Source organism: Oceaniferula flava, from assembly GCF_016811075.1.
GTDB lineage: Bacteria > Verrucomicrobiota > Verrucomicrobiia > Verrucomicrobiales > Akkermansiaceae > Oceaniferula > Oceaniferula flava.
Window position 1 is genome coordinate 42,682 of record NZ_JAFBGL010000007.1, and the last position, 21,357, is coordinate 64,038.

The window sequence follows — 21,357 nt, forward strand, 5'->3', positions numbered from 1 at the left end:
CCCATGAGCCTCACCATCCATCCAACCCAAGAAGCCAACTGGTGGCCACTGCTGCAAGACCAAGCATGCGGCACGCAACTCATCGCCGGAAAAACTCTGCTCGAGCTGCAGCAACAGAACGCCGATGGCATCAGTGACGCGCATCAATACGATAACGCATGGATCACTCAGGCCGACTGGGAAAAGCTCGCCGCTGCCGCACAGCCCGCCGTTCTCAAATCGGCACAAGGCTACACCCTAGCATGGACCGGTGATCAAAACGGCGAAGAAATCACAGCCTCCGAGCAATCGTTCCTAATCAACTACGCCTGGGAATTCATCAGCCTCAACGAGCAAATTGTCAGTCAGCTCAACGCCAACGATTTCCAAGGTGACGTCAGCCCCGCCGCCCACATCGATGGTTTTGTCAGCGTTGGCAAGGGCAGCAAGATCCTTCCCGGCGTGGTCATCGAGGGCAACGTCGTCATTGGTGAGAACTGCAAGATCGGCCCGAACTGCTACCTGCGCGGGTCCACCACCATCGGCAACGATTGCCACATCGGCCAAGCGGTTGAAATCAAGAACTCCATCGTCGGTCACGGCTCATCCGTCGGCCACCTTTCCTACGTCGGCGACTCCGTCATCGGCAATCAAGTCAACTTCGGCGCCGGCACCATCACCTCCAACTTACGTCACGATGGAGCCAACCACAAATCCATGATTGAGGGTCGTCTGTTAGACACTGGTCGCAGGAAATTCGGAGCCATCATCGGCGACGGCACCCACACCGGCATCCTAACAGCTATCTACCCCGGTCGCAAACTAGGCCCCAACTCATCGACGAGACCGAACGACACCGTCGAGCGTGATCTTACGTAATCTGCCACCTCAGTGGCACACACTCCCCAATTTCCCAATCACCCAATCCCAATAACTATATCACCATGTGCGGAATCGTAGGATACACCGGCAAACGCTCAGCCATGCCCGTTCTCATCAGCGGACTTAAAAAACTCGAATACCGTGGATATGACTCTGCGGGCGTTGCGCTCTCTTCGGATAGCGGCATTCTGATCAGAAAACAAAGTGGCAAGGTCGCGGGTCTCGCGGATCAGGTGGAGGGCGAGAAAGAGCTGCTTTCCCAGTCTCACTCAGGGATCGCCCACACCCGCTGGGCCACCCACGGACCACCGACGACACTCAACGCCCACCCCCACGAAGGCAACGATGGCCGCGTGGTGCTGGTGCACAATGGCATCATCGAGAATCACAACGCCCTTCGCGATCGCTTCAAGGCCGCAGGCCACACCTTCAAATCGGAGACCGATTCCGAAGTGCTCGCCCACCTCGTGGAAGCCAACTATGAGGGCGATTTGTTCGAAGCGGTGAAGAAGTCGCTCAAGGAAGTGGAAGGCACCTATGGCGTCACCTGCATGAGCAAGGATGAGCCCGGCGTGTTAGTCGTCGCTCGCAGCGGTTCCCCCATCGTCATCGGTCTCGGTGAGGACGAAACCATCGTCGCTTCCGATGCCTCAGCCATCATCACCTACACCCGTCAGGCGATCTATCTGGACGATAACGACATCGCACGCATCGAAGGCAGCAAAGTCGATATCCAAAGCCTCGATTCCGGAGCCGTCACACGGACACCTTCCGAGATCGATTGGTCACCGGACGCTGCCGAAAAAGGAGGCTACGAGCACTACATGCTCAAGGAAGTCTTCGAACAACCGGAGGCGATCAAGAACACCATCCGCGGTCGCATCGATCTCAATCGGGGCACTGCCATCCTTTCAGGTCTCAACCTGACACCGCGTGAAATTGTCGACATCCAGCGCCTGCTCATCGTCGGCTGTGGCACATCCATGAATGCCGGACTGATCGGCGAATACGCCGTGGAGGACTTCGCAGCCATCCCTGCCGAAGTCGAGCAAGCCGCAGAGTTCCGCTACCGGAACCCCATCGTCGGCAGCCGCGATATGGTGCTGGCGATCAGTCAGTCCGGAGAAACAGCCGACACCCTCGCCGCCGTGCGCGAAGCCGTGGACAAGGGGTCGCTGGTCGCCGCTCTGGTGAATGTCGTGGGTTCCACCATCGCCCGCGAAACTGGCCGAGGCATCTACCTCCACGCCGGCCCTGAGATCAGTGTGGCTTCGACCAAGGCCTTCACCAGCCAAGTATCCGTGCTGTTGATGATCGCTCTGAAAATCGCCCGCTCTCACCGACTCTCACGCGAGGACGGGATTCAAATTGCCAAGGAAATCGAACGTATTCCCGAGCTCGTGCAAGAGGTGTTAGACATCAACGACCAGATCGCCGAAGTCGCCGCCCACTACGCGAACTACGATAACGCTTTCTACATCGGTCGCGGCTACATGTTCCCCGTGGCTCTCGAAGGCGCGCTCAAGCTGAAGGAAATTTCCTACATCCACGCAGAAGGCTATCACTCCGCCGAACTCAAACACGGCCCGATCGCCTTGTTGGAAGAATCCATGCCGGTGATCGCTCTGCTCAACCAAGGCCCCGGTCAGGACAAATCTCTCAGCAACGTCGCCGAGTGCAAGGCACGCAAGGCTCCGGTGTTAGGTGTGATCACCGCAGGCGATGAAGAAGCCCGCAAGACCTGCGACCACGTCATCGAGATCCCCGCTTGTCCGCAATACACCGCCGTGGTTCCCGCCGCAGTTGCCCTGCAACTTTTCGCCTACCACGTCGCCCGCATCCGCGGCTGCGCAATCGACCAACCACGGAACCTCGCGAAAAGCGTGACCGTGGAGTAGGAACCACCACGTAGAACGTGGCTAAAGACGCAAAAAGCCAGCACTAACAAGTGCTGGCTTTTTCTTGAATCGTATCGCCAGATTAACCCGACGAGATGGAAGCCTTTGGCTAGGATACCAAGTGTCTTGGGAAGTCCTCGACCTTGGCGCAGGCGATCTGCTCCATCACCTGTTGCAGCTGCTTCTTGAGCATCTCGAAGGTGTGGTGACCGCCGTGCTGGCCGAGGGCGCAGACGCCATACATCGGGGTGCGGCCTAGGAAGGTGAAGTCGGCACCACTGGCCAAAGCTGCTGCAACGTCTTCGCCGGAGCGGATGCCGCTGTCCATCATCAGCTTGATCTTGCCTTTGAAATCGGGGGCAAGCTGCTGCAGTGGAGTGATGGTCGATTGCCCACGGTCGAGCTGTCGGCCGCCGTGGTTCGAGACGATCATGCCATCGAGCCCCAGCTTCACCGCTAGCTCGGCGTCTTCGGGATTCACCACGCCTTTGATGACGAGATTGCCTTTCCACTTGTCACGGATCGGGGCGATCTTCGCCTCAGTGAGTCGGCCGGAGAAGGTTTTGTTCATGAACATCCCAAGGTGTTTCATATTCAGACCTTTGGGGATGTATGGTTTCATGGTCTCAAACTCCGGTGCCCCGGCAAACAGCTGGCTGAACGACCAGGTGGGGTGGGTGCACATTTGGAAAATATTGCGCAGCGTCATGCGCGGCGGGATCGAGAGACCGTTGCGAATTTCCTTCGGCCGATACGCAAAGGTTGGGGTGTCGGCCAGGATCACCAGGGTCTTACATCCGGCGTCCCAAGCACGATCTAGCAGCTTGTCACGCAGCTCGTCCTCGGCCGGGTGATAGAGCTGGAACCAGAAGTCGCCATCGGTGATTTTGGAAATCTTTTCGATGTCTGCCGTGCCGACCGTGGAGAGCACGAAGGGGATGTTGTGATCGGCAGCCGACTGCGCCAAATACTCACAGGATTTTGGCCACATCAAGCCCTGGAGGCCGACGGGGGCGACACCGAAGGGAGCGTCGTAGGTTTTACCAAACAACTCGGTCTTCTGCGATGCCCCGGCGTAGTCGCCCAGATACCATGGCTTCAACTGAACCTTGCGAATGTCCGCGATGTTGCGATCCAAGTTGACCTCGGAAAAGCAGCCACCTGATAGATAATCGTAGGCAAATCCAGGCATCCGCTTTTTCGCCTTCTTAATGAGGTGATCAACGGACGGGTATTCGGAGTTAAAGTATTCCTTCATGGCACGAGGCGGTTGACCACGGCAGGCCGATATCGACCGCCGTGGGACTGGTGAAGAAGTAACGCTGAGATCGTTAGCCGTCGATGCTATTACAGCTGTTTCGCGTCATCCAGACGTGGGTGGCCATTTTTCAGATCCTCGCGTGAGAGGCCTTTGCCGCGGTTCATTTTGTCCATGTCCTTGAAGGTTTCCACCATGGCGTGGATCGCGGCGATGACGTCGGCGGTGTGGCCGGTTTCGGAAATCGTGTGCATGTTGCGGATTGGGAAGCCAATGGAGGTAGCGGCGCTATCGAAGCCAGCCAGCGCGGCGGCCATGGCATCGGTGCCGGTGTCGCGACCTGCAAAGTCGATCTGATAAGGAATGCCGTTTTTCTGACAAGATTTCTCGATCAGGCTGTTGAGGAACTGGCTGGTGATCGAGCCGTTGGTCAGGGTGAAGCCCTTGCCCATGCTGAGTGAGTTCATTCTGCGGGCGGCGATGCCTGGAGCGGCGTCGTAATCGTGGTTCACATCGGAACCGATCAGGATATCCGGCTTGAGTTCACCGGCGATGGCGGTGGCGCCGAAACGACCGATCTCTTCGTGTGTGGCGATGGTGTAAAGCACACGCACATTCTTCAGTGGTGACTTCGCGAGGATCTTGGCAATTTCCGCAACCACAAAGCAGCCGAGGCCGTTATCGAGGTAGGCGCCGTAGAAGCTGTCGTCAGAGAAACCGCGCTTGATCGGGCGATTGAGAATGATCGGGTCGCCAGGGCGGATGCCGAGGGCTTCGATTTTTTCCTTACAGTTCTCGCCGTGCATCTGCAGCTCGAGATACATCATTTCCGGCTTCAGACCTTTGTCGCCGGTGCGCTGAGCTGGCTCGGAGAAGTGGATCGCGCCGAGGGCTTCGATGGTGCCGCCTTCGATGGTGCGATAGGTGCCTGGCTTGTTAGGAACCTGGCTAAAAAGTTTCACCTCGTGCCCGATCAGGGTGCAGGGCAGGAAGGAGTCGGTGTTGATCCAGATCTTGCCATCCTTGTCGATGTTGCGGACCTGCATGCGGATCTTATCGGCGTGACCAATGATCATCACGGAAGTCATGTCGTCTTGGCCCGGGTGGGTATCGACGACGAGGCCGGCGTTGCCTTTGAACTGGTGGATACCCCAGGACTTGGGCATGAATTTCTCAAAATACGGCTTCAGCACACCGTAGGACATGGCGGCCTCCAGACCGATCGGACTCGGAGCGGCGAGCACTTCACGCATGAAGTCGAACTGCGCCTTCGGCATCGGCTTCTCCCAAGCGGCTGATTTTTTCGAGGCGGTCTTCTTGGTCGTTTTTTTCGTAGCCATATGGATAATAAGTGGTTTCTGGCATTGGAAATACACCACCCCACTGGCATGTCGAGCAGGGATGCTTGGCGACTCACTCGCTGAGCACCATATTTTTTGACCCAAAAAAAACCGTCGTCAGCAGGGTTGGGACAACGACGTCGGGGACTCTCTACGCCGGTCTTCCCAGTGCGAGATTGATCGCTTTCGGATAGAGCTGATGTTCCTGCTCCTGGATCCGTGCATGCAGGGTCTCTGCGGTATCATCGGAAAAAACCGGCACCCGCGCTTGCAGGATGATCGGGCCGGTGTCCATGCCGGCATCGACGTAATGCACGGTGCAGCCCGACTCCTTGGCGCCATCTTCCACCGCCTGTTTCCACGCCATCAGACCTGGGTAGGCTGGCAGCAGTGACGGGTGGATGTTGAGAATCTTGTTAGGAAAGACATCGAGCATCGCCTGTTTCACCAAGCGCATGAAGCCGGCGAGGCAGACCATCTCCACGCCTGCGGCTTTCAACTCCGCGGCGACAGCGGCTTGGGAGGCATCCGGAAAGCGGGTTTTATAGCCAGCGCAATCGATCACTCGCGCAGGGATACCTGCTTTTTCAGCGCGTTCGAGGATGTAGGCGTCCGGATTATCGGAGAGCACCAGCACGATTTCGGCATTCAGGGTGCCGGCCTCGATGGCATCGAGAATTGCCTGCATATTCGAGCCGGAGCCGGAGCCGAGGACTCCGAGTTTGATCTTCGCATCGCCGTTGGACATGCCCATTTCCTAGGTGCCGCAATCGATCCGAGCAAATGAAATCTGCCTTCTCTTGACTCATCGCCCCAGTTTCTCGACTGTCACTGCCATGCAAGACCCAAGAATTTCCGAACTCGCCCAGCAGCTCGTCCGCTATTCCACCAAGATCAAGAAGGGTGAGAAAGTGCTGCTCCACCTCATCGACGTGCCGGATGAGCTCGGCATCGCCCTGATCCGTGAGGTCAGAGCGAAGAAGGGGATCCCAGTGTTAAAGCTGGATCATGGTCGCCTGAGCCGTGAAATGTCGATGGCTGCCAGCGATGACCAGTATGAGCTGATCGCCAAGCACCAGCTCGCCGAGATGAAAGACATGGATGCCTACATCGCCATTCGTGGATCGCACAACATCTGCGAAACCAGCGATGTCCCCGCCGCCAAGATGAAGACGGTGATGAAACACATGCGCAAAGTGATGAACCACCGCGTTGATAAAACTCGCTGGTGTGTGCTGCGCTGGCCCCACCCTGCGATGGCCCAGCAAGCAGGCATGAGCACCGAGGCCTTCGAGGAATTCTACTTCAACGTCTGCCTGCTCGACTACAAATCGATGCTCCCCGCGATGAATGCCCTGAAGCGACTGATGGAAAAAACCGACCACGTGCAGATCAAAAACGAAGGCACCGACCTCGAGTTTTCCATCAAAGACATCCCCGCCGTGGTCTGCGGCGGCCACTACAACATCCCCGACGGCGAAGTGTTCACTGCTCCGATCAAGGATAGCGTTGAAGGTGTGATCACCCACAACGCACCGACCGTTTACCAAGGGATCCCATTCGACAACATCCGCCTCGAATTCAAAAAAGGCAAAATCGTCAAGGCGGACGCCGGCTCCCAGACCAAGGAACTCAACAAGATCCTCGATTCCGATCCGGGCGCGCGCTACATCGGCGAGTTTGCCCTCGGCTTCAACCCCCAGATCATGGAACCGATGCGCGACATCCTCTTCGATGAGAAAATCGCCGGCTCGTTCCACTTCACCCCCGGCCAAGCCTACGAAGAAGCCGACAATGGCAACCGCTCGCAGGTCCACTGGGACATGGTCACCATCCAGCGCAAGGACTACGGCGGTGGGGAAATCTACTTCGATGGAAAGCTCATCCGCAAGGACGGCGTATTCCTACCCAAGTCCCTGCACGGGCTGAACTACTAAACCACCCCCAACCCACGTTGCCCCCGAAAATCCAACTCGCCAGCCTCTGCCTCGCCCTGGCCACCGTCACTGTCCAGGCCGAAGCAGCGAAAGGTCTCGAGATCGCCCTGATCTCGGAAACCACCACCGTGGTGCCCGGTGAGCCGTTCACGGTGGGTCTGCATATCGAGCATGACGCAGGGTTCCACACCTACTGGAAAAACCCGGGCATCGTCGGAATGGCGACCGCAATCGACTGGACACTGCCAGCCGGATTCACCGCCTCGGAGATCCGCTGGCCGTATCCGGAACTGACAAAAATGGCCCAGCACCCGTGCCACGGCTACGAGCGCGATGTCACCCTGCTAGTGACCATCACCCCGCCCAAGGAGATCGCCAGTCGGACGGTCTCACTGCAGGCCGCGACGCGCTGGATGTGCTGCGCCGACCAGTGCAGCCCGGGAGCCCAAACCTTGACGCTCGATCTCAAAGTTTCCGACTCACCCACCCCAGATCCTGCCGCGGCCAAGGTGATCGCCCAGGCACAACAGGAAATCCCGCAAAGCTCAAAAGCCTGGTCCGGCGCAGTGCTGAGCGGGCCGAACGAGCCCGTGGTCCGAATCCAAATCAACACCCCGCATGATGCCGATCTCAGCGAGGCCTACCTTTTTTCCTGTGACGGCCAGATCTCATCCGATAAAAAGCAAACCTTCACGCGTCGTGCCGACGGCTCATGGTTGCTGACCACCGAGCGCAGTGCCTTTTCCCCCAAGAACCCCAAACAGCTCAGTGCCGTCCTCAAGGTCGGCACGCACCACATCCTCATTCACCCGAAATACTCCCCCTAAACCCCACCCCTTCGAACTCATCATGAAATATCTCATTCTACTCGCCCTCAGCATCATGTCTGCCACCGCCCAAATCACCTACCAAGGGACCGAGGGTCCAGGAAAAGGCAAGCACATCGTCTTTGTCACCTCGGACCACGAATACCGCGCCGAAGAATCCTGCCCAGCCTTAGCCCGCATCCTCGCCAAGCACCACGGCTTCAAATGCACCGTGCTTTTTGGTGTCAATGAACAGGGAGAAATCACAGCGGGAGCATCCAACATCCAAGGCCTGGAAGCCCTGCAAGAAGCCGACCTGATGGTCATCTTCACCCGCTTCCTCAATCTCCCCGATGAGCAGATGAAACACATCGTCGATTATGTCGACCGCGGCGGCCCGGTGGTCGGGTTCCGCACCTCCTCCCATGCCTTCAAGATCCCAGCAGACGCCACCTACGCGCGCTACAGCTACAACTACAAAGGCGCCGACTACGAAAAGGGATTCGGTCACCAAGTGCTCGGAAACACCTGGGTCGGCCACTACGGCAAGAACCACAAACAAGGAACCCGCATCCAGCTGATCCCCTCACAGCAAGAACACCCGATCCTGCGCGGAGTGAAGGACGGCGCTTTCTGTCACGCAGGTGGATACAATGGTGTGGCGCGTGAAGGCTTCACCGTGCTGGCCAACTCCCAGCCGATGGTCTCGATGAAAAAAGACGCCAAACTCGATGCCAAAAAACCACCCGTCCCCTGCACATGGACACGTCACTACACCGGTAAAAATGGCACCCAAGGCCGCGTCTTCCACTCGACCCAAGGGGCATCGGAAGATTTATTAGACGATAACTACCGTCGCATGGCCATCAACGGCATCTTCTGGGCGGCCGGACTGGAAAAGGAAATCAAAGCCGATGCCGATGTCAGTTTCGTCGGAGATTACAAGCCATCCACATTCCGCCAGGCCGGCCACGTCAAAGGCGTGAAACCGTCGGACCTCGCCGACTTCGACAGCCCGATCATGCCTAAAAAGTAAGGCATTACACAGTGACCCGTTAGACTCGGTAGAAGCGCTCTGCCGAGCCTCTGAAAATCATCTCCTGTTCCGGCTCACTTAGTGAGCTGGTGAGGCTGAGCACAGTCTCCAGCCAGCTGGCGTATGGCGTGGCACCCAGCGATACCGGCCAATCGGATCCGAACATGATCCGCTCTGGCCCGAAGGCTTCCAGCACGGTGTCGAAGTAAGGCTGAAACAACTCGGCCTTGCACGCCGACCCGTCACGCACCTCGGTGACCAGACCGGAGAGCTTGCAGCAGAGGTTTTCATGCTGGGCAATTTGTCGAATCCCCTTCGCCCAAGCCTCAGGGAAAACATCAGCACGCACGGAGGGTTTGGCACAGTGGTCGAGCACGATCGGCAGGTTTTCGTGTCGACCCACAAAGGCGTCGGCCACGTCTAACTGGTCTTCAAAAATCAACAGATCGTAACTCAATCCGCGCGCTGCCAAGAGGTCGACACCGCGATCGAAGGCGTCGTTCGCCAAAAACTCCTCATCTGCCGCACCTTGGGTGATTTCACGGATTCCCTTCATCAATGGTTGCGCGGCGAGTCGATCGAGAACCTCTGACACATCATCAGAGCGCAGATCGGCCCAGCCAACGATACCACAGATCAGATCGGTTTCGGCCGCCTGGGCGATGAGAAAATCGTTCTCCTCCAGACTGCAACGCGCCTGCACCGCGATACTTTGAGTCACGCCGGTATCGGCCAAGGTAGATTCCAGATCTTCTGCTAGGAAACTTTTCTGCAAAGAGGTTTCCAGCCAGGAGAACTCAGCTTCGTTGAAGGTCCAAAGGTGGTGATGGGAGTCGATTAGCTTAGTCATCGGGTGTGTCGGTTTCGAGAGGGATCATGCCCAACCAGACATGCCCCTTCGCGGCGGCTTGCGGCAGAGGGATCTGACAGGGATCGGTGAATGTCCACCAGCGTTGATTGACGGGACTGGCCGCTTGCATGGCCATGTCTTTATCAAAATCGTCGCCGCTGTATTGAAAGCGGTAAAAAAGATACGGTTGATTCTTTTCCGGGTCGCCCAACTCGATGAGAAAAATATCGAAACGGCGGATCTGCGAACGCCCAATCGCCTCGACCACACCCGGCCAAACGTTATCATGCAGCAGGCGGTATTCGGCTTCCTTTTCCTTCCTCAGACCGGTGACCGCAGCATGCCAGGACGCCCCCTCCGGAGTCATCCCAGCGCACACGGCGGGGCGGATCCGGCAGATCGTCTCGGCACGCACCCAGGGCGATTGCTCACCGCCTGCGTGGCGTGGATGCGGCAGCAGGCATGGCTGCAAGCGATCGAAAACCGGCTTGAACCGGGGGGACTCTGCGAGTGCTTGCCAGCACGATTCCGCCATCGCAGCGCTGTCTGCATCTTTCACATCCATGATCGCCACGACCACCTCGGAGCCCTCGATTTCTTCACAGAAAAATTGCAGATTCAAGATCCCCGCGTCGCCCAAGGCCGATGATTGCTCGCCCAGGCACTTCACGGCGGCAGCAGCCCCAGAGCGATCGCGCAGTAGTGCACACCAGGCTACCGGGTGCTGCTGACTCAGAGGGACTTGGGTGGTCATTGCTTGAATAGGTGGGGGGTAATGGGAACGTGAGGCGGCTCACTCGCATGGACCGAGCCCCCTGCGTAGACGGTCTATTTTTCACCTTCGGGTGAAATTTCCAAGAGATGCACATTGGTGCCGTCCGAACCATCGGTGGCGACCCCACAGGGGACATACATGTAGCGAGGCTGGCCATTGACGAGTAGGATCTGAGGGCGTTCAAATTTGACGCGGTTCGAGTAATGCACTTTAAATTTCTTGCGATCCGTCCCCTTGAGGTAGGCGGTCTCAAAGCGTGGAAATGCCTGTTGGGGTTTCGGATTGAACGTGATGCCATCCTTGGAGCGCCACAGCAGGCCGCCCCCTTTTTCGATCATTCCGTGATTATCCGTGGTGACAAAGCAAACCTCGCCGTTCCAGTGGAAGGCATAACCGTCCTCGATGGTGGCATTATTTTTGGTGATCGGGTCGGGGTGAAACACATAAGGCCCCTCCACCTGATCGGCAATGGCAACACCCATGACCGACCTTTTGCCATCGCTCGACTTGAAATAGAGGTGAAACTTTCCGTTAGGCATCTCTAACAAAGCCGGATTACAAACTCCATTACTTGGCTTATAGCACCACACAGAATCGTCGGAGGGGATATCGAGTAGCGGTTTCTTAAACGATCCGTTGACAGGTTTCCAAGGCCCTTTCAGCGAATCCGCAATCACCATACCGATGCGCTGGTTACCAGGTTGCCCTTTTCTAGCAGGACGCCCGATATAGCTCAGCACATAACGACCATCGGACAGGCGCTGGATGTTCGGGTTGTGGAGGCCGAGTCGATCCCAGCGCTTCGTGTCTGGCTGAGGTTTCAGGATTGTCTCCTGATAGGTGAACGGTCCTTCCGGTGAATCCGCCATGTAGCGTGCGATTTCGCAATCGAACCTCCAGCCTTTGTTGAACGGAATTTTACCGGGCCAGCGGGCGACGAAAAGGTGCACCTTGCCATCGTCATCCATCACGGGCGATGCCCCCCACAGGTCCCAACCGGGCTCGTTGAGAATAATTCCACGGTAGTTCCAGGATTTCGAAAACGTCTCAGGCTTTGTCGCCGGAGCTTCCTTCGCAACGGCGATCTGGCAGAAACATGAGGCCAGTAAGATGAGGGATGGTAATTTAAGCATGGGACGTTGTCGTGGTAGGCAAGTTCGAATAAGATAAGGGATGTCACGCCCAATGCCATTCAAAACTCGCCGACGCCATCGGCAAGTGAACCAGTCATTCTAACGGAATGCGGAGGGAGCCGTTCCTATCGACTTTTTGAATGACCGGTAAAACGTTGTGTATTCGTTAAAACCGACGGTGTAGGCAATTTGTTCGAGCGTCAAATTCGAGCGCTCCAGCAGCTTCTTCGCCGCCCTCACACGAGCGTCTAGAATGTTGGCTGCCAGCGGCGCGTGGCCGTGGTCTTTGAGAATCCGGTTCAGCGAGCGCACGCTGAGACCGCAATGTTTCGCCACCACTTCCGCGGTCAGGGAGGCATCGGCAAAGTCCGCGTTGATCTTCTGGAACACCAATCCGAGCGCCGGATGTTGGTTTTGCAACTTCCGTGCCAGCTGGTAGCGCTGGTGCAGCTGCAGAGGAGGCACCTCGGTGCAGCTGGGTGGCAGCGCATGATCCAGGTAACGTTGATGCAGGGTCTTGGCGGCAAGGTAACCGACATGCCGATGGTTCACATCGATGCTGGAAAAGATCACCGCGCCATTTTCGTAGTAAAACGGATCGTTATCGACCCCCAACACCACCAAGGAGTCTTCCAAATTGGCATTGGCGGGTTCTAACAAGTTCAATAAAGCCCGCGCATTACGATCGTTGACGCAGAACACGCCGGACAGAGGATCTGACGACATCTTTTTCTGCAGCCACAGGGCCGCCGGCTCTAACGACTCCGAGCTAATGCACTCGGCATGGTGGCCATGCTTTTTCAAATGATCGCAAAATCCATCCTGTCTCTGGCAGGAATAGTAATGCTGGGAAACATCCGTGATGTAGGTGAAATCCTTGCACCCTAACTCCAGAAAATACTCGGCGGCCATGACTCCCACCGCGTAGGAATCGACACGCACGCAGGAGGTCTCGGTGTGGTCGAAAACGCTGTTGATGCAGACCGCAGGTAGCGATCGCTCACGGACTCGCTCGATATGCCAAGGCTGGTGGAAGTAGCCGATCAGGGCGTCCGGCTCTGAAGCAAGGGCATCTTCCCACGACAGCGAGTGGCTGCCGTCCTTGCAGATGATCTCGATTTCCGGATGTTCCCGGGCATAGTCGTGGATTCCCAACTCCGTGACGAAGCGCTCGGCGGAAGAGCGGCGGAGGGCTAGGGCGAGACGAATAGTTTGCAAAGCGGACTGGGTTCCCCCGCACGCTATGGCATGCTGGGGGAAAGATCAATCCCATCTCCCGGCCTAACCTTTTTCCACAGCCCCGTAAGAGCGATCGAGATGCACGTAGCCACCGTCCGGATAGAGAATCTGCCCGGTGGTATGGGCCGAACGGTCCGAGGCGAGGAAGACCACTGTATTGGCAATTTCCTCGGAGGTGGTCATGCGGTTCTCGAAGGGAATGCGCGACTCGATGTCTTGCACCGCCGCTTCAGGATCGTCGAGGGTATCCAGCCAGTTCTGATAGAGGGGAGTCATCACCTCCGCCGGCACCACGCTGTTCACCCGGATCGAGTGCTTGGCCAAATCCAGCGCCCACTCGCGAGTCAGGGCATTCATTGCGCCCTTGGACGCGGCGTAGCCAGAGGTGGCCCCCTGACCGGTATCGGCGACCTTGGAAGAAATGTTGACGATGAACCCCTTGGACCCAATCAGGGCATCTAACGCGTAATGAGTAAGCGTGAAAACATGGAAGATATTCTTCTGCAGCGAGGCCATGAAATCCGCGGGGCTTTGTGACAGCGACACGCCATCGTTAACGCCGGCATTGTGCACGATGCCATCAAGCCGACCATACTTCTCCAAGGTTTCCTCAATCGCGAGCCGGCAAGCTTCCTCGGAGGTCAGTTCGGCCTCAATGACATGGCCGCGACCGCATTGCTCGATCAGCTGCCTGCCGACATCCGGCGAGCGGCCGACGATAACAGGAATAGCGCCCTCGGCAGCAAAAGCTTCGGTGCAGCCAGCGCCAATGCCCTTGGCGCCGCCGGTGATGATGACAACTTGGTCGGTAAGGTGAAGATCCATGGTGAATAGGAATAGCTGATGTTAGATCGCTTCGCCAGGTTCGGTGACGTGGATCACGGGACGGGGGCGACGAAACGCGAGACCGTAAACCGCGATGATGACAAAGCAAAGCACCGGCAGGTAGAAGGAAGCCCGGGTGGCCGTGAGACCAAACATATCGCCGCTATCGATCATCATGCCTTGCAGTTTCGGCATGAAGGCGCCGCCGACGATGGCGAAGATCAATCCGGCCGAGCCCAGCTTGGCATCCTCACCCACGCCCTCGAGGGCGATTCCGTAGATGGTGGGGAACATCAGTGACATGCAGGCTGAAATGCCCATCAGCGAGTAAAGTCCGGCCATGCCGCTGAGATAGATCGCGCCGAGAGTGGTGGCGATTCCCCCGATCGACAAGAGCGCGAGCAGCTTGCCGGGTGAGATGTATTTCAGGAAGTAGGTGCAGACAAAACGGAATCCGAGGAACAGCACGAGGGCAGCAATCTGGTGTTTGCCGGCAGTAGCATTATCGATGCCGAGCTCATTCTCGCAGTAGTGGAAAATGTAGGTCCAGACCATGATCTGCACGCCGACGTAAAAGATCTGCGCCACCACGCCACCGAGGTAGCGGGGGTTGGCAAAGAGCCGCTTCGCCGTAGCGCCGAGATTCAGAGCTTCGCCTTTTTCATGACGCTGCTCCGGCACCTTGTAGAACACGAAGATCAGAAAAACTGCGAGCACGGTGATGCCGAGGATGGTGTAGCTGGTGGAGGCGAGGCTGAGATCGTGCTCCTGGAGCTCGACGAAGCTCTTGCCGTCGAAGGTGGCGATGTCGCCATTCTGATAGGCGGTGATGGTTTGCTCGGTGAGCTTGCCGAGGTCCTCCACGGGGGTGTTCTCCAGGTAGCTGCGGACGTTGGGATCGTTGAGGTTCTCCTTCGGTGTGTGCTTCAGAAAGGGCAGGATGTAATGCTCTGACTCGGCGCTGTCCGCAGGAGACAGCTCGGCCTGAATGCTACCGACGTCATGTTTGAATGCCGCCATGTCGAGGCTTGGCAGCACCACCGCAGCGGCCACACCGGCCCCAGCCAGGGCCCCAATCGGGTTGAATGCCTGGGCGAGGTTGAGTCGGCGTGTGGCGGTCTCTTCCGAGCCCATCGACAGGATGAACGGGTTCGCAGTGGTCTCAAGGAATGCGAGGCCGAAGGTCAGAATGTAGAAGGCGATGATAAACAGGGTGAAGTTCACACTCTGTGCCGCCGGAATGGTGATCAACGCCCCAACGGCGAAGAGCAGCAGACCGACGAGAATGCCCGCCTTGTAGGAAAATTTCCTGATGAAAATGGCCGCAGGGATCGCCATGGTGGCATAGCCCCCGTAGAAGGCCATCTGCACCCAGGCCGCTTTGTCGTTGCTGGTGTTGAAGACGTCCTTGAAGACTTTGACAAAGGGATCCGTGAAGTTGTTCGCAAAGGCCCAGAGTGGAAACAGAATCGTGACCAGAATGAACGGAACGAGGTATTTTTTTGAGACAACAGGTGATTTTTCCATAGTGAGGTAGGTTTAGTGTTTGGGGGGGGATTCAAATCGAGCTCCGCACTTCTCAGGCGGACGGTTCGCCCAGACTTTACCAGTCGGGTAGGTGTGGTCGGCAAGGAAATCGCTGTGGAACTCCAGTCCCCAACCGGGGGCCTTCGGGGTGACGTAGTGACCGTCCTTCGTAGCGACCGGATGTTCCACGCACTCGGCGAGGAAATCGATGTATTCCACCAGCTGGGTATCCGAGTGACCGCTGACCGCGATCTGGTCCCACATGCCGTAGTGCTGGATCATGTTGCACAGGGCGATGCCGCCGCCGTGCGGGCAGACGGGGATGTCATACTTCGCCGCCATCAGGATATTGGCCATGACGTCATTGACGCCGGCCACCCTCACCGCATCGATCTGGCAGTAACCGATGGCTTTGGATTTCAACAGCTGCTTAAAGATCACCGGTGATGCACCTTGCTCACCGCAGGCCATTTTGAAGGACGCGTCTTTGAAGGTTTCGGAGAGCTCCACGTAGCCTAAGACATCGTCGCGGGCGATGGGTTCTTCGATCCATTTGAGGTTGTATGGCAGGTAATGTTGGATGTGCTCCTTGGCCTCATCCACGCCCCAATACTGGTTGGCATCGACCATCAGGTTTTGGTCCGGACCGATGGCCTCGCGGGTGAACTTAATCCGGGCGACATCGTCCTCGAGGTTCTGGCCGACCTTGAGTTTGAAGGTGTCAAAGCCGGTTTTCTGAAGCTTTTGGATGGTTGCAATGATTTGCTCATTGCTCAGCCCCAGCCAGCCTGCTGTGCAGTAGGCTTTGGGACCGATTTCCGACATCTGCTGCTCGCGGGTCGCCTTGTTCGCCTTCGCCTTGTGGAGAATTTCCAGCGCCTCCTCGGGAGTCAGCGCGTCTTTGATATTCCGCCAGTCGATGCAGTGATCGACGATGAACTCGGGCTCGAGATCGACCAGCAGTTTCCACAGGGGTTTGCCCTCCTGCTTCGCCCAAAGGTCCCACATGGCGTTCAGAATGGCACCGCAGGCCATGCGGAACACACCATCGTGCAGCCAGCGGAGCTGATGGTGATCGATCAGGCGCTTGTAGAGCTTGATCGGTGAGGTGGTAAAATCCTCGAGGTCCGATCCGATGACGAGCTGCGTCAGGTCCTGAATCCCGTGGCAAATCCAATCGGTGCCGGCGCCGATGGTGAACACCACGGAAACACCGCGGAGACCATTGTCGGTTTCCAAATGTAGCACCGCGGAGGAGTAATCCGGCTCGGTGTGGAAGGGGTCGGACCCCAAGAGATCATCCGAGGTAGGGACACGGAGATCGATGACGTTGGCGGAGGTGATCTTCATTGTTCTTTAACCGCTGTTTGTTTCTGCGTGCCGAGCCCTTCGATGCCGAGTTCCACGACGTCACCTTCCTTAAGATAAACCGGCGGATCAAAGCCGAGCCCCACCCCTGCCGGAGTGCCGGTGGAGATCACATCGCCCGGCAGCAGGGTCATGAACTCGGAGAGGTAGCTGATCACGTGCTGGACGTTGTAGATGAAATCGGAGGTGTTGCTGTTCTGGATTTTCTTGCCGTTCAAGCTGAGCCAGAGGTCCAGGTTGTTCGGGTTTTCAATCTCGTCCTTGGTGGCGACGTAAGGACCGAACGGAGCATAGGTGTCGGCTGATTTTCCCTTCACCCACTGGCCCAGCTTTTCCAACTGCCACTCGCGCTCCGAGTAATCGTTGTGCACCGCGTAGCCGGCGACGTAATCGAGGGCGTCTTCTTTGGAGACGTATTTGGCCTTCTTGCCGATGACCACAGCGAGCTCCACTTCCCAGTCGGTTTTGTCCGACTTGCGCGGGATCACCACGTCGTCGTTCGGTCCGGCCCAGGCGGTGGTGGCTTTGAAAAAGACCACTGGCTCGGTGGGTGGCTCCATGCCGGATTCGGCGGCGTGGGCGGCGTAGTTCAGGCCGATGCAGACGATCTTCGACGGACGCGCAATCGCGGGGGCTAGTTTCACCTCATCGAGCTTGGATTCCGGCAATTCCTCGCGCTTGGCCACCAGGAAATCATGCAGCCGCGACAGACCATCCGTTTCAAAAAATTGCTCGTTCCAGTCCTCGCCGAACGATGAGCAGTCCACAGCGGTGTTCGAGCAGTCCTTGCAGATGATGCCAGGTGTCAGGGTGTCGTTTTTATAAAATCGAATCAGTTTCATGTCTTTTCAATGGTTGTGCTTGGTCGTCTTGCTTAGCGAAGAAGTGTGACGCCGCCGTCGATGTCGTAGGCAGACCCGGTGATGAAGCCGGCTTTATCGGAGGTCAGGAAGGCAATCAGCTCGGCAATCTCCTCGGGTTTCCCCATGCGGCCGATCGGTTGATACTCGCTGAGTTTGCTGAACATTTCAGCGAGCTCGTCTTCAGGGTAGTTTTTCTCCAAGTAGCCATCGACGAAGGGAGTGTGCACCCGCGCCGGGCAGACGCAGTTGCAGCGGATGTTTTTATCCACATAATCGCGAGCAACGGAAAGCGTCATACTCAGCGCTGCACCCTTGGACATCGAGTAGGCAAAGCGGTCCTGGATCCCCACCTTGGAGGCAATCGACGCCAGGTTGACAATTGCGCCCTCTCCAGTGGACAGCATTTTGGGAATGGCGTAGTGCAGACAGTGGTAGATGCCTTTGACATTCACGCCGTAAATTTTATCGAGCTCCTCCGGGCTGCAGGTCTCGACATTGCCGATCGCAGCGATGCCGGCATTGTTGACCAAGATATGGACCTCCGAGATTTGTTCAAAGGCCTTGGCAACTGACTCGGTATTAGAAACATCGCAAGCCAGGCACTCCGCACTCCCTCCGGCCGCCTTGATCGTGTCGGCGGTTTTACCACCCGCTTCGGTATCGAAGTCGAGGATGACAATGTGGTGTTTTTCTTCTGCGAGACGTAGTGCGACGGCCTGGCCAATGCCAGATCCAGCTCCTGTGATGACGGCTGTTTTCATGATATCAATGCAAGTTGCTAATGAGTCTGGTAGCGTAATGCGAGCAGAAAGCATGCATCCATAGCTAATTGGGACGAGATCACGGCGTATCGGGACTCGTTTCGATAGCCAAAGCGAAAATTCTCCCCATTCCCCCGTCGCAGCCTCTTCATCGGTCCATCACCGCCCCAGCACCAGTGCCATGAGCCCAAGTCTACCTTTGACACCGAATTTTTTGTACAGCCCCCGTGCGTAATCGTGCACGGTATGGGCGGAGAGTTTCATATGGTCGGCGATCTGACTTTCAGACATCTCCGTTAGTAAGTAGCGGTAGGTTTCGCGCTCGCGTTTGCTCAGTGGCGAACTGGCCACCATCGCCCCGTGCTCAAGAAACATTCGCTTGTGCAGCTCAGCCGTGCCGGCGGAGGCGAGGTAGATGAGATTCTTTTCAGATTCGGTGAACGGCTCGGCATCTAACGGACGATCTAGAAATATACACGCCTCGCACTCATCATTCAGCGTAACCACGCTGCTCAAGCGATCGCTGACACCGAAGTAATGTAAAAAGTCCCGACGAAACCAATCGTTCTCCCAATCTTCATCACTAACAATATCGCGACGTAGAATAGCGCGAGTGCTGCCACTGTTAGCGCAAATCGCACGGGTGTAATCATCAGCCCCCTCACGCTGCGCGCGCACGAACCAACGGTCCATGACTGCTTTCAAGTTTTTCTGCTTGTTTGTATACACCGCGGCGATCGACATCCAACCATTGAGCCCTTCGTGAATAAGGTCATGATAATCGGCGGGAATGTTCTTGGGTGACGCCTCTTGCTTTTTCAAAGCCAACCACGTGGCTGAATGAGCCCCAACCATTTCACTCAACCTAGTGAGAAAGGTATGCACCGCTAGCTCCGTGTGACACACAGGGAATGACGCCACCTCATGCCATAGATCGCGCAATTGATCTGGCGGGTATGATTTACCGTTACTACCTTTCGTATCTAACATAGTGAACGCACAGATTACTTTGGAATATTACTAGAAGCAAGGTCTATCTAACACGCTAACCATAGTATTGGTAGCGATAAAGTTAGAAAAAAAGTTACTTTTCCTTCAAAGATACCCCTCGATAGGGGGGTTGCAACACCCAGTTAGCGTGTTATTTTCGCTTTGTGTTTAACGCTTTGCTGTGTGGTCGCCATGTGTGTTTCTCATGTGTGTGTGACATCAGAATACAATGATTCGGTTCTTCTGAACCAGGCGATCACACAGCTCTTTTTTCTAACGGCAAGCGATAATCGGTGGATCCCCTTGATGATTCAATCTCAAAAATCCGATCTCTCTCTGGCTTTCAGCTTGCATCTAAATCGGCATCACCGAGGTTTACGCTCATGACAATGCGCCTGTGGATCATCCTAACAGCAATTTTTTCCACTCCCCTCTCCGGATTGGCCCAGCAATACGCCCCAAGCCGCGAAGCGCCGCCGTTAGTAACACGTGAATTCCGTGGCGCTTGGGTGGCATCAGTTTACAATATCGATTGGCCAAGTCGCCAAGGTCTATCCGCATCCAGCCAACAGGCAGAGCTCCGTGCGATGCTCGACCAAATGGCCCGACTCAATCTCAACGCGATCATTTTCCAAGTCCGACCTCATGCCGATGCACTTTACCGCTCGAGCCTCGAACCATGGAGCCCTTGGTTAAGTGGCACCATGGGCCGATCCCCCGGCTACGATCCACTAGCCTACTGCATCGCCCAGGCCCACGCACGCGGGATCGAAGTGCACGCCTGGTTCAACCCCTTCCGCGCCCTCCCCAATGCGTCGATGCCAACCTCATCGAAACACGTCGCCCGCACCCATCCCTCAGTGATCAGGAAGTTCAAGAACTACAAGTGGATGGACCCCTCGAGCTCCTTCACCCGCCAGCGTGCACTGTCCGTGATCCTCGATGTCACCCGTCGCTACGACATCGATGGCATTCATATTGACGACTATTTCTACCCTTATCCGGATGTGGATAAAAACGGTCGGGCCAAACAGCAGTTCCCCGATGGCAAGAGCGCATCGCAGCGGCGGTCCTATGTCGATTCCTTCGTCCGCGACATGTATACCTCGGTGAAAAAAACCAAACCCTGGGTGCGTGTCGGCATCAGTCCCTTTGGCATTTGGAAACCAGGAGTCCCCTCAGGCACCACTGCCAGCATCAATGCCTACGAACATCTAGCCGCCGACTCTCGGAAGTGGCTGGCCAACGGTTGGTGCGATTATATGTCGCCTCAACTCTACTGGCGCATCGCTGGCCCGCAAAGCTACAGCCGCCTACTCAACTGGTGGCGCGCACAGAGCAGTCGACCAGTCTGGCCAGGCATCGCCACCTCGCGCATCAACAGCAGCGAAGACCCTGGCCGACCCGCGAGCGAGATCGTTAATCAGGTGCAACTCTCCAGAACCATTGGTCGGAACTACGCCGGTCACGTCCACTGGAGCATGAAAAGCCTCAAACAGAACCGTGGTGGCATTTCCAGCCTCCTCACCAAGCAATCCTACACCACCCCTGCCCTCGTTCCTCCCATGCCGTGGATGAGCAAGACACTGCCGCCGACTCCACAGGCGCAGGCAGTGACATCGCGTGGTGGCGTCAACCTGCGATGGACCGCGGTGAAAAGCAGTGCCAAGTATGCAGTGCAGGCACGCTACGGCCGAAATTGGTTCACTGTAAAAGTGGTGCCCGGTGCTGTGACCCAGCTACTTCTGAAGGGCTCCCCGGACGCCATCGCGGTGAGTTCAGTCGATCGCTACGGCAATACAAGTCGCCCTTCCGTGATTGCACGTTAAGAGGTTACCGCGAGGGCCAATTGTCAGCCAAATGTCACATCAAACTTCATTTACTTTGTAA

19 protein-coding genes are annotated in these 21,357 nt (G+C 56.7%); 6 read left to right on the forward strand and 13 right to left on the reverse strand.

Annotation, left to right across the window (positions count from 1 at the left end; genetic code table 11):
- Positions 1-3: 3 nt before the first annotated feature.
- Both JO972_RS11200 and glmS read left to right on the forward strand, forming a co-directional pair.
- Complete coding sequence (locus JO972_RS11200) at positions 4-858, forward strand: hypothetical protein (RefSeq protein WP_309490138.1); 855 nt, start codon at positions 4-6, stop codon at positions 856-858.
- 65 nt (positions 859-923) lie between these two features.
- Positions 924-2,759: a glutamine--fructose-6-phosphate transaminase (isomerizing) gene (glmS, locus tag JO972_RS11205; protein ID WP_309490139.1), complete on the forward strand. Its 1,836-nt coding sequence runs from the start codon at positions 924-926 to the stop codon at positions 2,757-2,759.
- Positions 2,760-2,868: 109 nt separating this feature from the next.
- Here glmS and JO972_RS11210 read toward each other — a convergent pair whose 3' ends face one another.
- From JO972_RS11210 to purN, 3 genes are all read right to left on the reverse strand, one after another.
- Complete coding sequence (locus tag JO972_RS11210) at positions 2,869-4,017, reverse strand: alpha-hydroxy acid oxidase (RefSeq protein WP_309490140.1); 1,149 nt, start codon at positions 4,015-4,017, stop codon at positions 2,869-2,871.
- 89 nt (positions 4,018-4,106) lie between these two features.
- Complete coding sequence (locus JO972_RS11215; RefSeq protein WP_343221586.1) at positions 4,107-5,294, reverse strand: peptidase M42; 1,188 nt, start codon at positions 5,292-5,294, stop codon at positions 4,107-4,109.
- A 214-nt stretch (positions 5,295-5,508) separates the two neighbouring features.
- Positions 5,509-6,105: a phosphoribosylglycinamide formyltransferase gene (gene purN / locus JO972_RS11220; protein WP_309490142.1), complete on the reverse strand. Its 597-nt coding sequence runs from the start codon at positions 6,103-6,105 to the stop codon at positions 5,509-5,511.
- An 88-nt stretch (positions 6,106-6,193) separates the two neighbouring features.
- Here purN and JO972_RS11225 point away from each other — a divergent pair, with 88 nt between their 5' ends.
- Genes JO972_RS11225 through JO972_RS11235 form a run of 3 tightly spaced genes read left to right on the forward strand, consistent with a single transcriptional unit; the run spans position 6,194 to position 9,136 of the window.
- On the forward strand, positions 6,194-7,294 hold the full coding sequence (locus JO972_RS11225) for an aminopeptidase (protein WP_309490143.1): 1,101 nt from the start codon (positions 6,194-6,196) through the stop codon (positions 7,292-7,294).
- Positions 7,295-7,311: 17 nt separating this feature from the next.
- The gene (locus tag JO972_RS11230; protein WP_309490144.1) at positions 7,312-8,121 is read left to right on the forward strand and encodes a protein-disulfide reductase DsbD domain-containing protein; all 810 of its coding nucleotides are present in this window, start codon (positions 7,312-7,314) and stop codon (positions 8,119-8,121) included.
- 22 nt (positions 8,122-8,143) lie between these two features.
- Positions 8,144-9,136, forward strand: a complete 993-nt coding sequence (locus tag JO972_RS11235) for a ThuA domain-containing protein (RefSeq protein WP_309490145.1) — start codon at positions 8,144-8,146, stop codon at positions 9,134-9,136.
- Positions 9,137-9,155: 19 nt separating this feature from the next.
- Here JO972_RS11235 and JO972_RS11240 read toward each other — a convergent pair whose 3' ends face one another.
- The 10 genes from JO972_RS11240 to JO972_RS11285 all read right to left on the reverse strand — a co-directional run bounded on the left by JO972_RS11240 (position 9,156) and on the right by JO972_RS11285 (position 19,299).
- Positions 9,156-9,986, reverse strand: coding sequence for an amidohydrolase family protein (locus JO972_RS11240; protein ID WP_309490146.1), 831 nt, complete (start codon positions 9,984-9,986; stop codon positions 9,156-9,158).
- The gene (locus tag JO972_RS11245; RefSeq protein ID WP_309490147.1) at positions 9,979-10,740 is read right to left on the reverse strand and encodes an L-rhamnose mutarotase; all 762 of its coding nucleotides are present in this window, start codon (positions 10,738-10,740) and stop codon (positions 9,979-9,981) included. The genes JO972_RS11240 and JO972_RS11245 overlap by 8 nt, the downstream gene beginning before the upstream one ends.
- Before the next feature lie 74 nt (positions 10,741-10,814).
- Positions 10,815-11,894 (reverse strand): glycoside hydrolase family protein, encoded by a 1,080-nt coding sequence (locus tag JO972_RS11250; protein WP_309490148.1) that lies wholly within the window; start codon positions 11,892-11,894, stop codon positions 10,815-10,817.
- 99 nt (positions 11,895-11,993) lie between these two features.
- On the reverse strand, positions 11,994-13,112 hold the full coding sequence (locus tag JO972_RS11255) for an AraC family transcriptional regulator (RefSeq protein ID WP_309490149.1): 1,119 nt from the start codon (positions 13,110-13,112) through the stop codon (positions 11,994-11,996).
- A 63-nt stretch (positions 13,113-13,175) separates the two neighbouring features.
- Positions 13,176-13,958, reverse strand: coding sequence for an L-fucose dehydrogenase (locus JO972_RS11260; RefSeq protein WP_309490150.1), 783 nt, complete (start codon positions 13,956-13,958; stop codon positions 13,176-13,178).
- A gap of 21 nt (positions 13,959-13,979) precedes the next feature.
- Positions 13,980-15,485 (reverse strand): MFS transporter, encoded by a 1,506-nt coding sequence (locus JO972_RS11265; RefSeq protein WP_309490151.1) that lies wholly within the window; start codon positions 15,483-15,485, stop codon positions 13,980-13,982.
- A gap of 12 nt (positions 15,486-15,497) precedes the next feature.
- Positions 15,498-16,835, reverse strand: coding sequence for an enolase C-terminal domain-like protein (locus JO972_RS11270; RefSeq protein ID WP_309490152.1), 1,338 nt, complete (start codon positions 16,833-16,835; stop codon positions 15,498-15,500).
- Positions 16,832-17,695 carry a fumarylacetoacetate hydrolase family protein gene (locus JO972_RS11275; RefSeq protein WP_309490153.1) on the reverse strand — a complete coding sequence of 288 codons (864 nt, stop codon included), beginning with the start codon at positions 17,693-17,695 and terminating at the stop codon, positions 16,832-16,834. The genes JO972_RS11270 and JO972_RS11275 overlap by 4 nt, the downstream gene beginning before the upstream one ends.
- A gap of 32 nt (positions 17,696-17,727) precedes the next feature.
- On the reverse strand, positions 17,728-18,477 hold the full coding sequence (locus JO972_RS11280) for an SDR family NAD(P)-dependent oxidoreductase (protein ID WP_309490154.1): 750 nt from the start codon (positions 18,475-18,477) through the stop codon (positions 17,728-17,730).
- Between the two features lie 159 nt (positions 18,478-18,636).
- Positions 18,637-19,299: a helix-turn-helix transcriptional regulator gene (locus JO972_RS11285; protein WP_309490155.1), complete on the reverse strand. Its 663-nt coding sequence runs from the start codon at positions 19,297-19,299 to the stop codon at positions 18,637-18,639.
- Positions 19,300-19,850: 551 nt separating this feature from the next.
- On the opposite strand from JO972_RS11285, the gene JO972_RS11290 reads away from it, so the two are divergent.
- Positions 19,851-21,296, forward strand: a complete 1,446-nt coding sequence (locus JO972_RS11290) for a glycoside hydrolase family 10-like protein (protein ID WP_309490156.1) — start codon at positions 19,851-19,853, stop codon at positions 21,294-21,296.
- The last annotated feature ends 61 nt before the right edge of the window (positions 21,297-21,357 follow it).

Bases quoted from the DNA above. Each gene is read 5' to 3' on its own strand.
- JO972_RS11200 (WP_309490138.1), top strand. From the start codon at position 4: ATGAGCCTCACCATCCATCCAACCCAAGAAGCCAACTGGTGGCCACTG.
- glmS (WP_309490139.1), top strand. From the start codon at position 924: ATGTGCGGAATCGTAGGATACACCGGCAAACGCTCAGCCATGCCCGTT.
- JO972_RS11210 (WP_309490140.1), bottom strand. From the start codon at position 4,017: ATGAAGGAATACTTTAACTCCGAATACCCGTCCGTTGATCACCTCATT.
- JO972_RS11215 (WP_343221586.1), bottom strand. From the start codon at position 5,294: ATGCCGAAGGCGCAGTTCGACTTCATGCGTGAAGTGCTCGCCGCTCCG.
- purN (WP_309490142.1), bottom strand. From the start codon at position 6,105: ATGTCCAACGGCGATGCGAAGATCAAACTCGGAGTCCTCGGCTCCGGC.
- JO972_RS11225 (WP_309490143.1), top strand. From the start codon at position 6,194: ATGCAAGACCCAAGAATTTCCGAACTCGCCCAGCAGCTCGTCCGCTAT.
- JO972_RS11235 (WP_309490145.1), top strand. From the start codon at position 8,144: ATGAAATATCTCATTCTACTCGCCCTCAGCATCATGTCTGCCACCGCC.
- JO972_RS11240 (WP_309490146.1), bottom strand. From the start codon at position 9,986: ATGACTAAGCTAATCGACTCCCATCACCACCTTTGGACCTTCAACGAA.
- JO972_RS11245 (WP_309490147.1), bottom strand. From the start codon at position 10,740: ATGACCACCCAAGTCCCTCTGAGTCAGCAGCACCCGGTAGCCTGGTGT.
- JO972_RS11250 (WP_309490148.1), bottom strand. From the start codon at position 11,894: ATGCTTAAATTACCATCCCTCATCTTACTGGCCTCATGTTTCTGCCAG.
- JO972_RS11260 (WP_309490150.1), bottom strand. From the start codon at position 13,958: ATGGATCTTCACCTTACCGACCAAGTTGTCATCATCACCGGCGGCGCC.
- JO972_RS11265 (WP_309490151.1), bottom strand. From the start codon at position 15,485: ATGGAAAAATCACCTGTTGTCTCAAAAAAATACCTCGTTCCGTTCATT.
- JO972_RS11270 (WP_309490152.1), bottom strand. From the start codon at position 16,835: ATGAAGATCACCTCCGCCAACGTCATCGATCTCCGTGTCCCTACCTCG.
- JO972_RS11275 (WP_309490153.1), bottom strand. From the start codon at position 17,695: ATGAAACTGATTCGATTTTATAAAAACGACACCCTGACACCTGGCATC.
- JO972_RS11280 (WP_309490154.1), bottom strand. From the start codon at position 18,477: ATGAAAACAGCCGTCATCACAGGAGCTGGATCTGGCATTGGCCAGGCC.
- JO972_RS11290 (WP_309490156.1), top strand. From the start codon at position 19,851: ATGACAATGCGCCTGTGGATCATCCTAACAGCAATTTTTTCCACTCCC.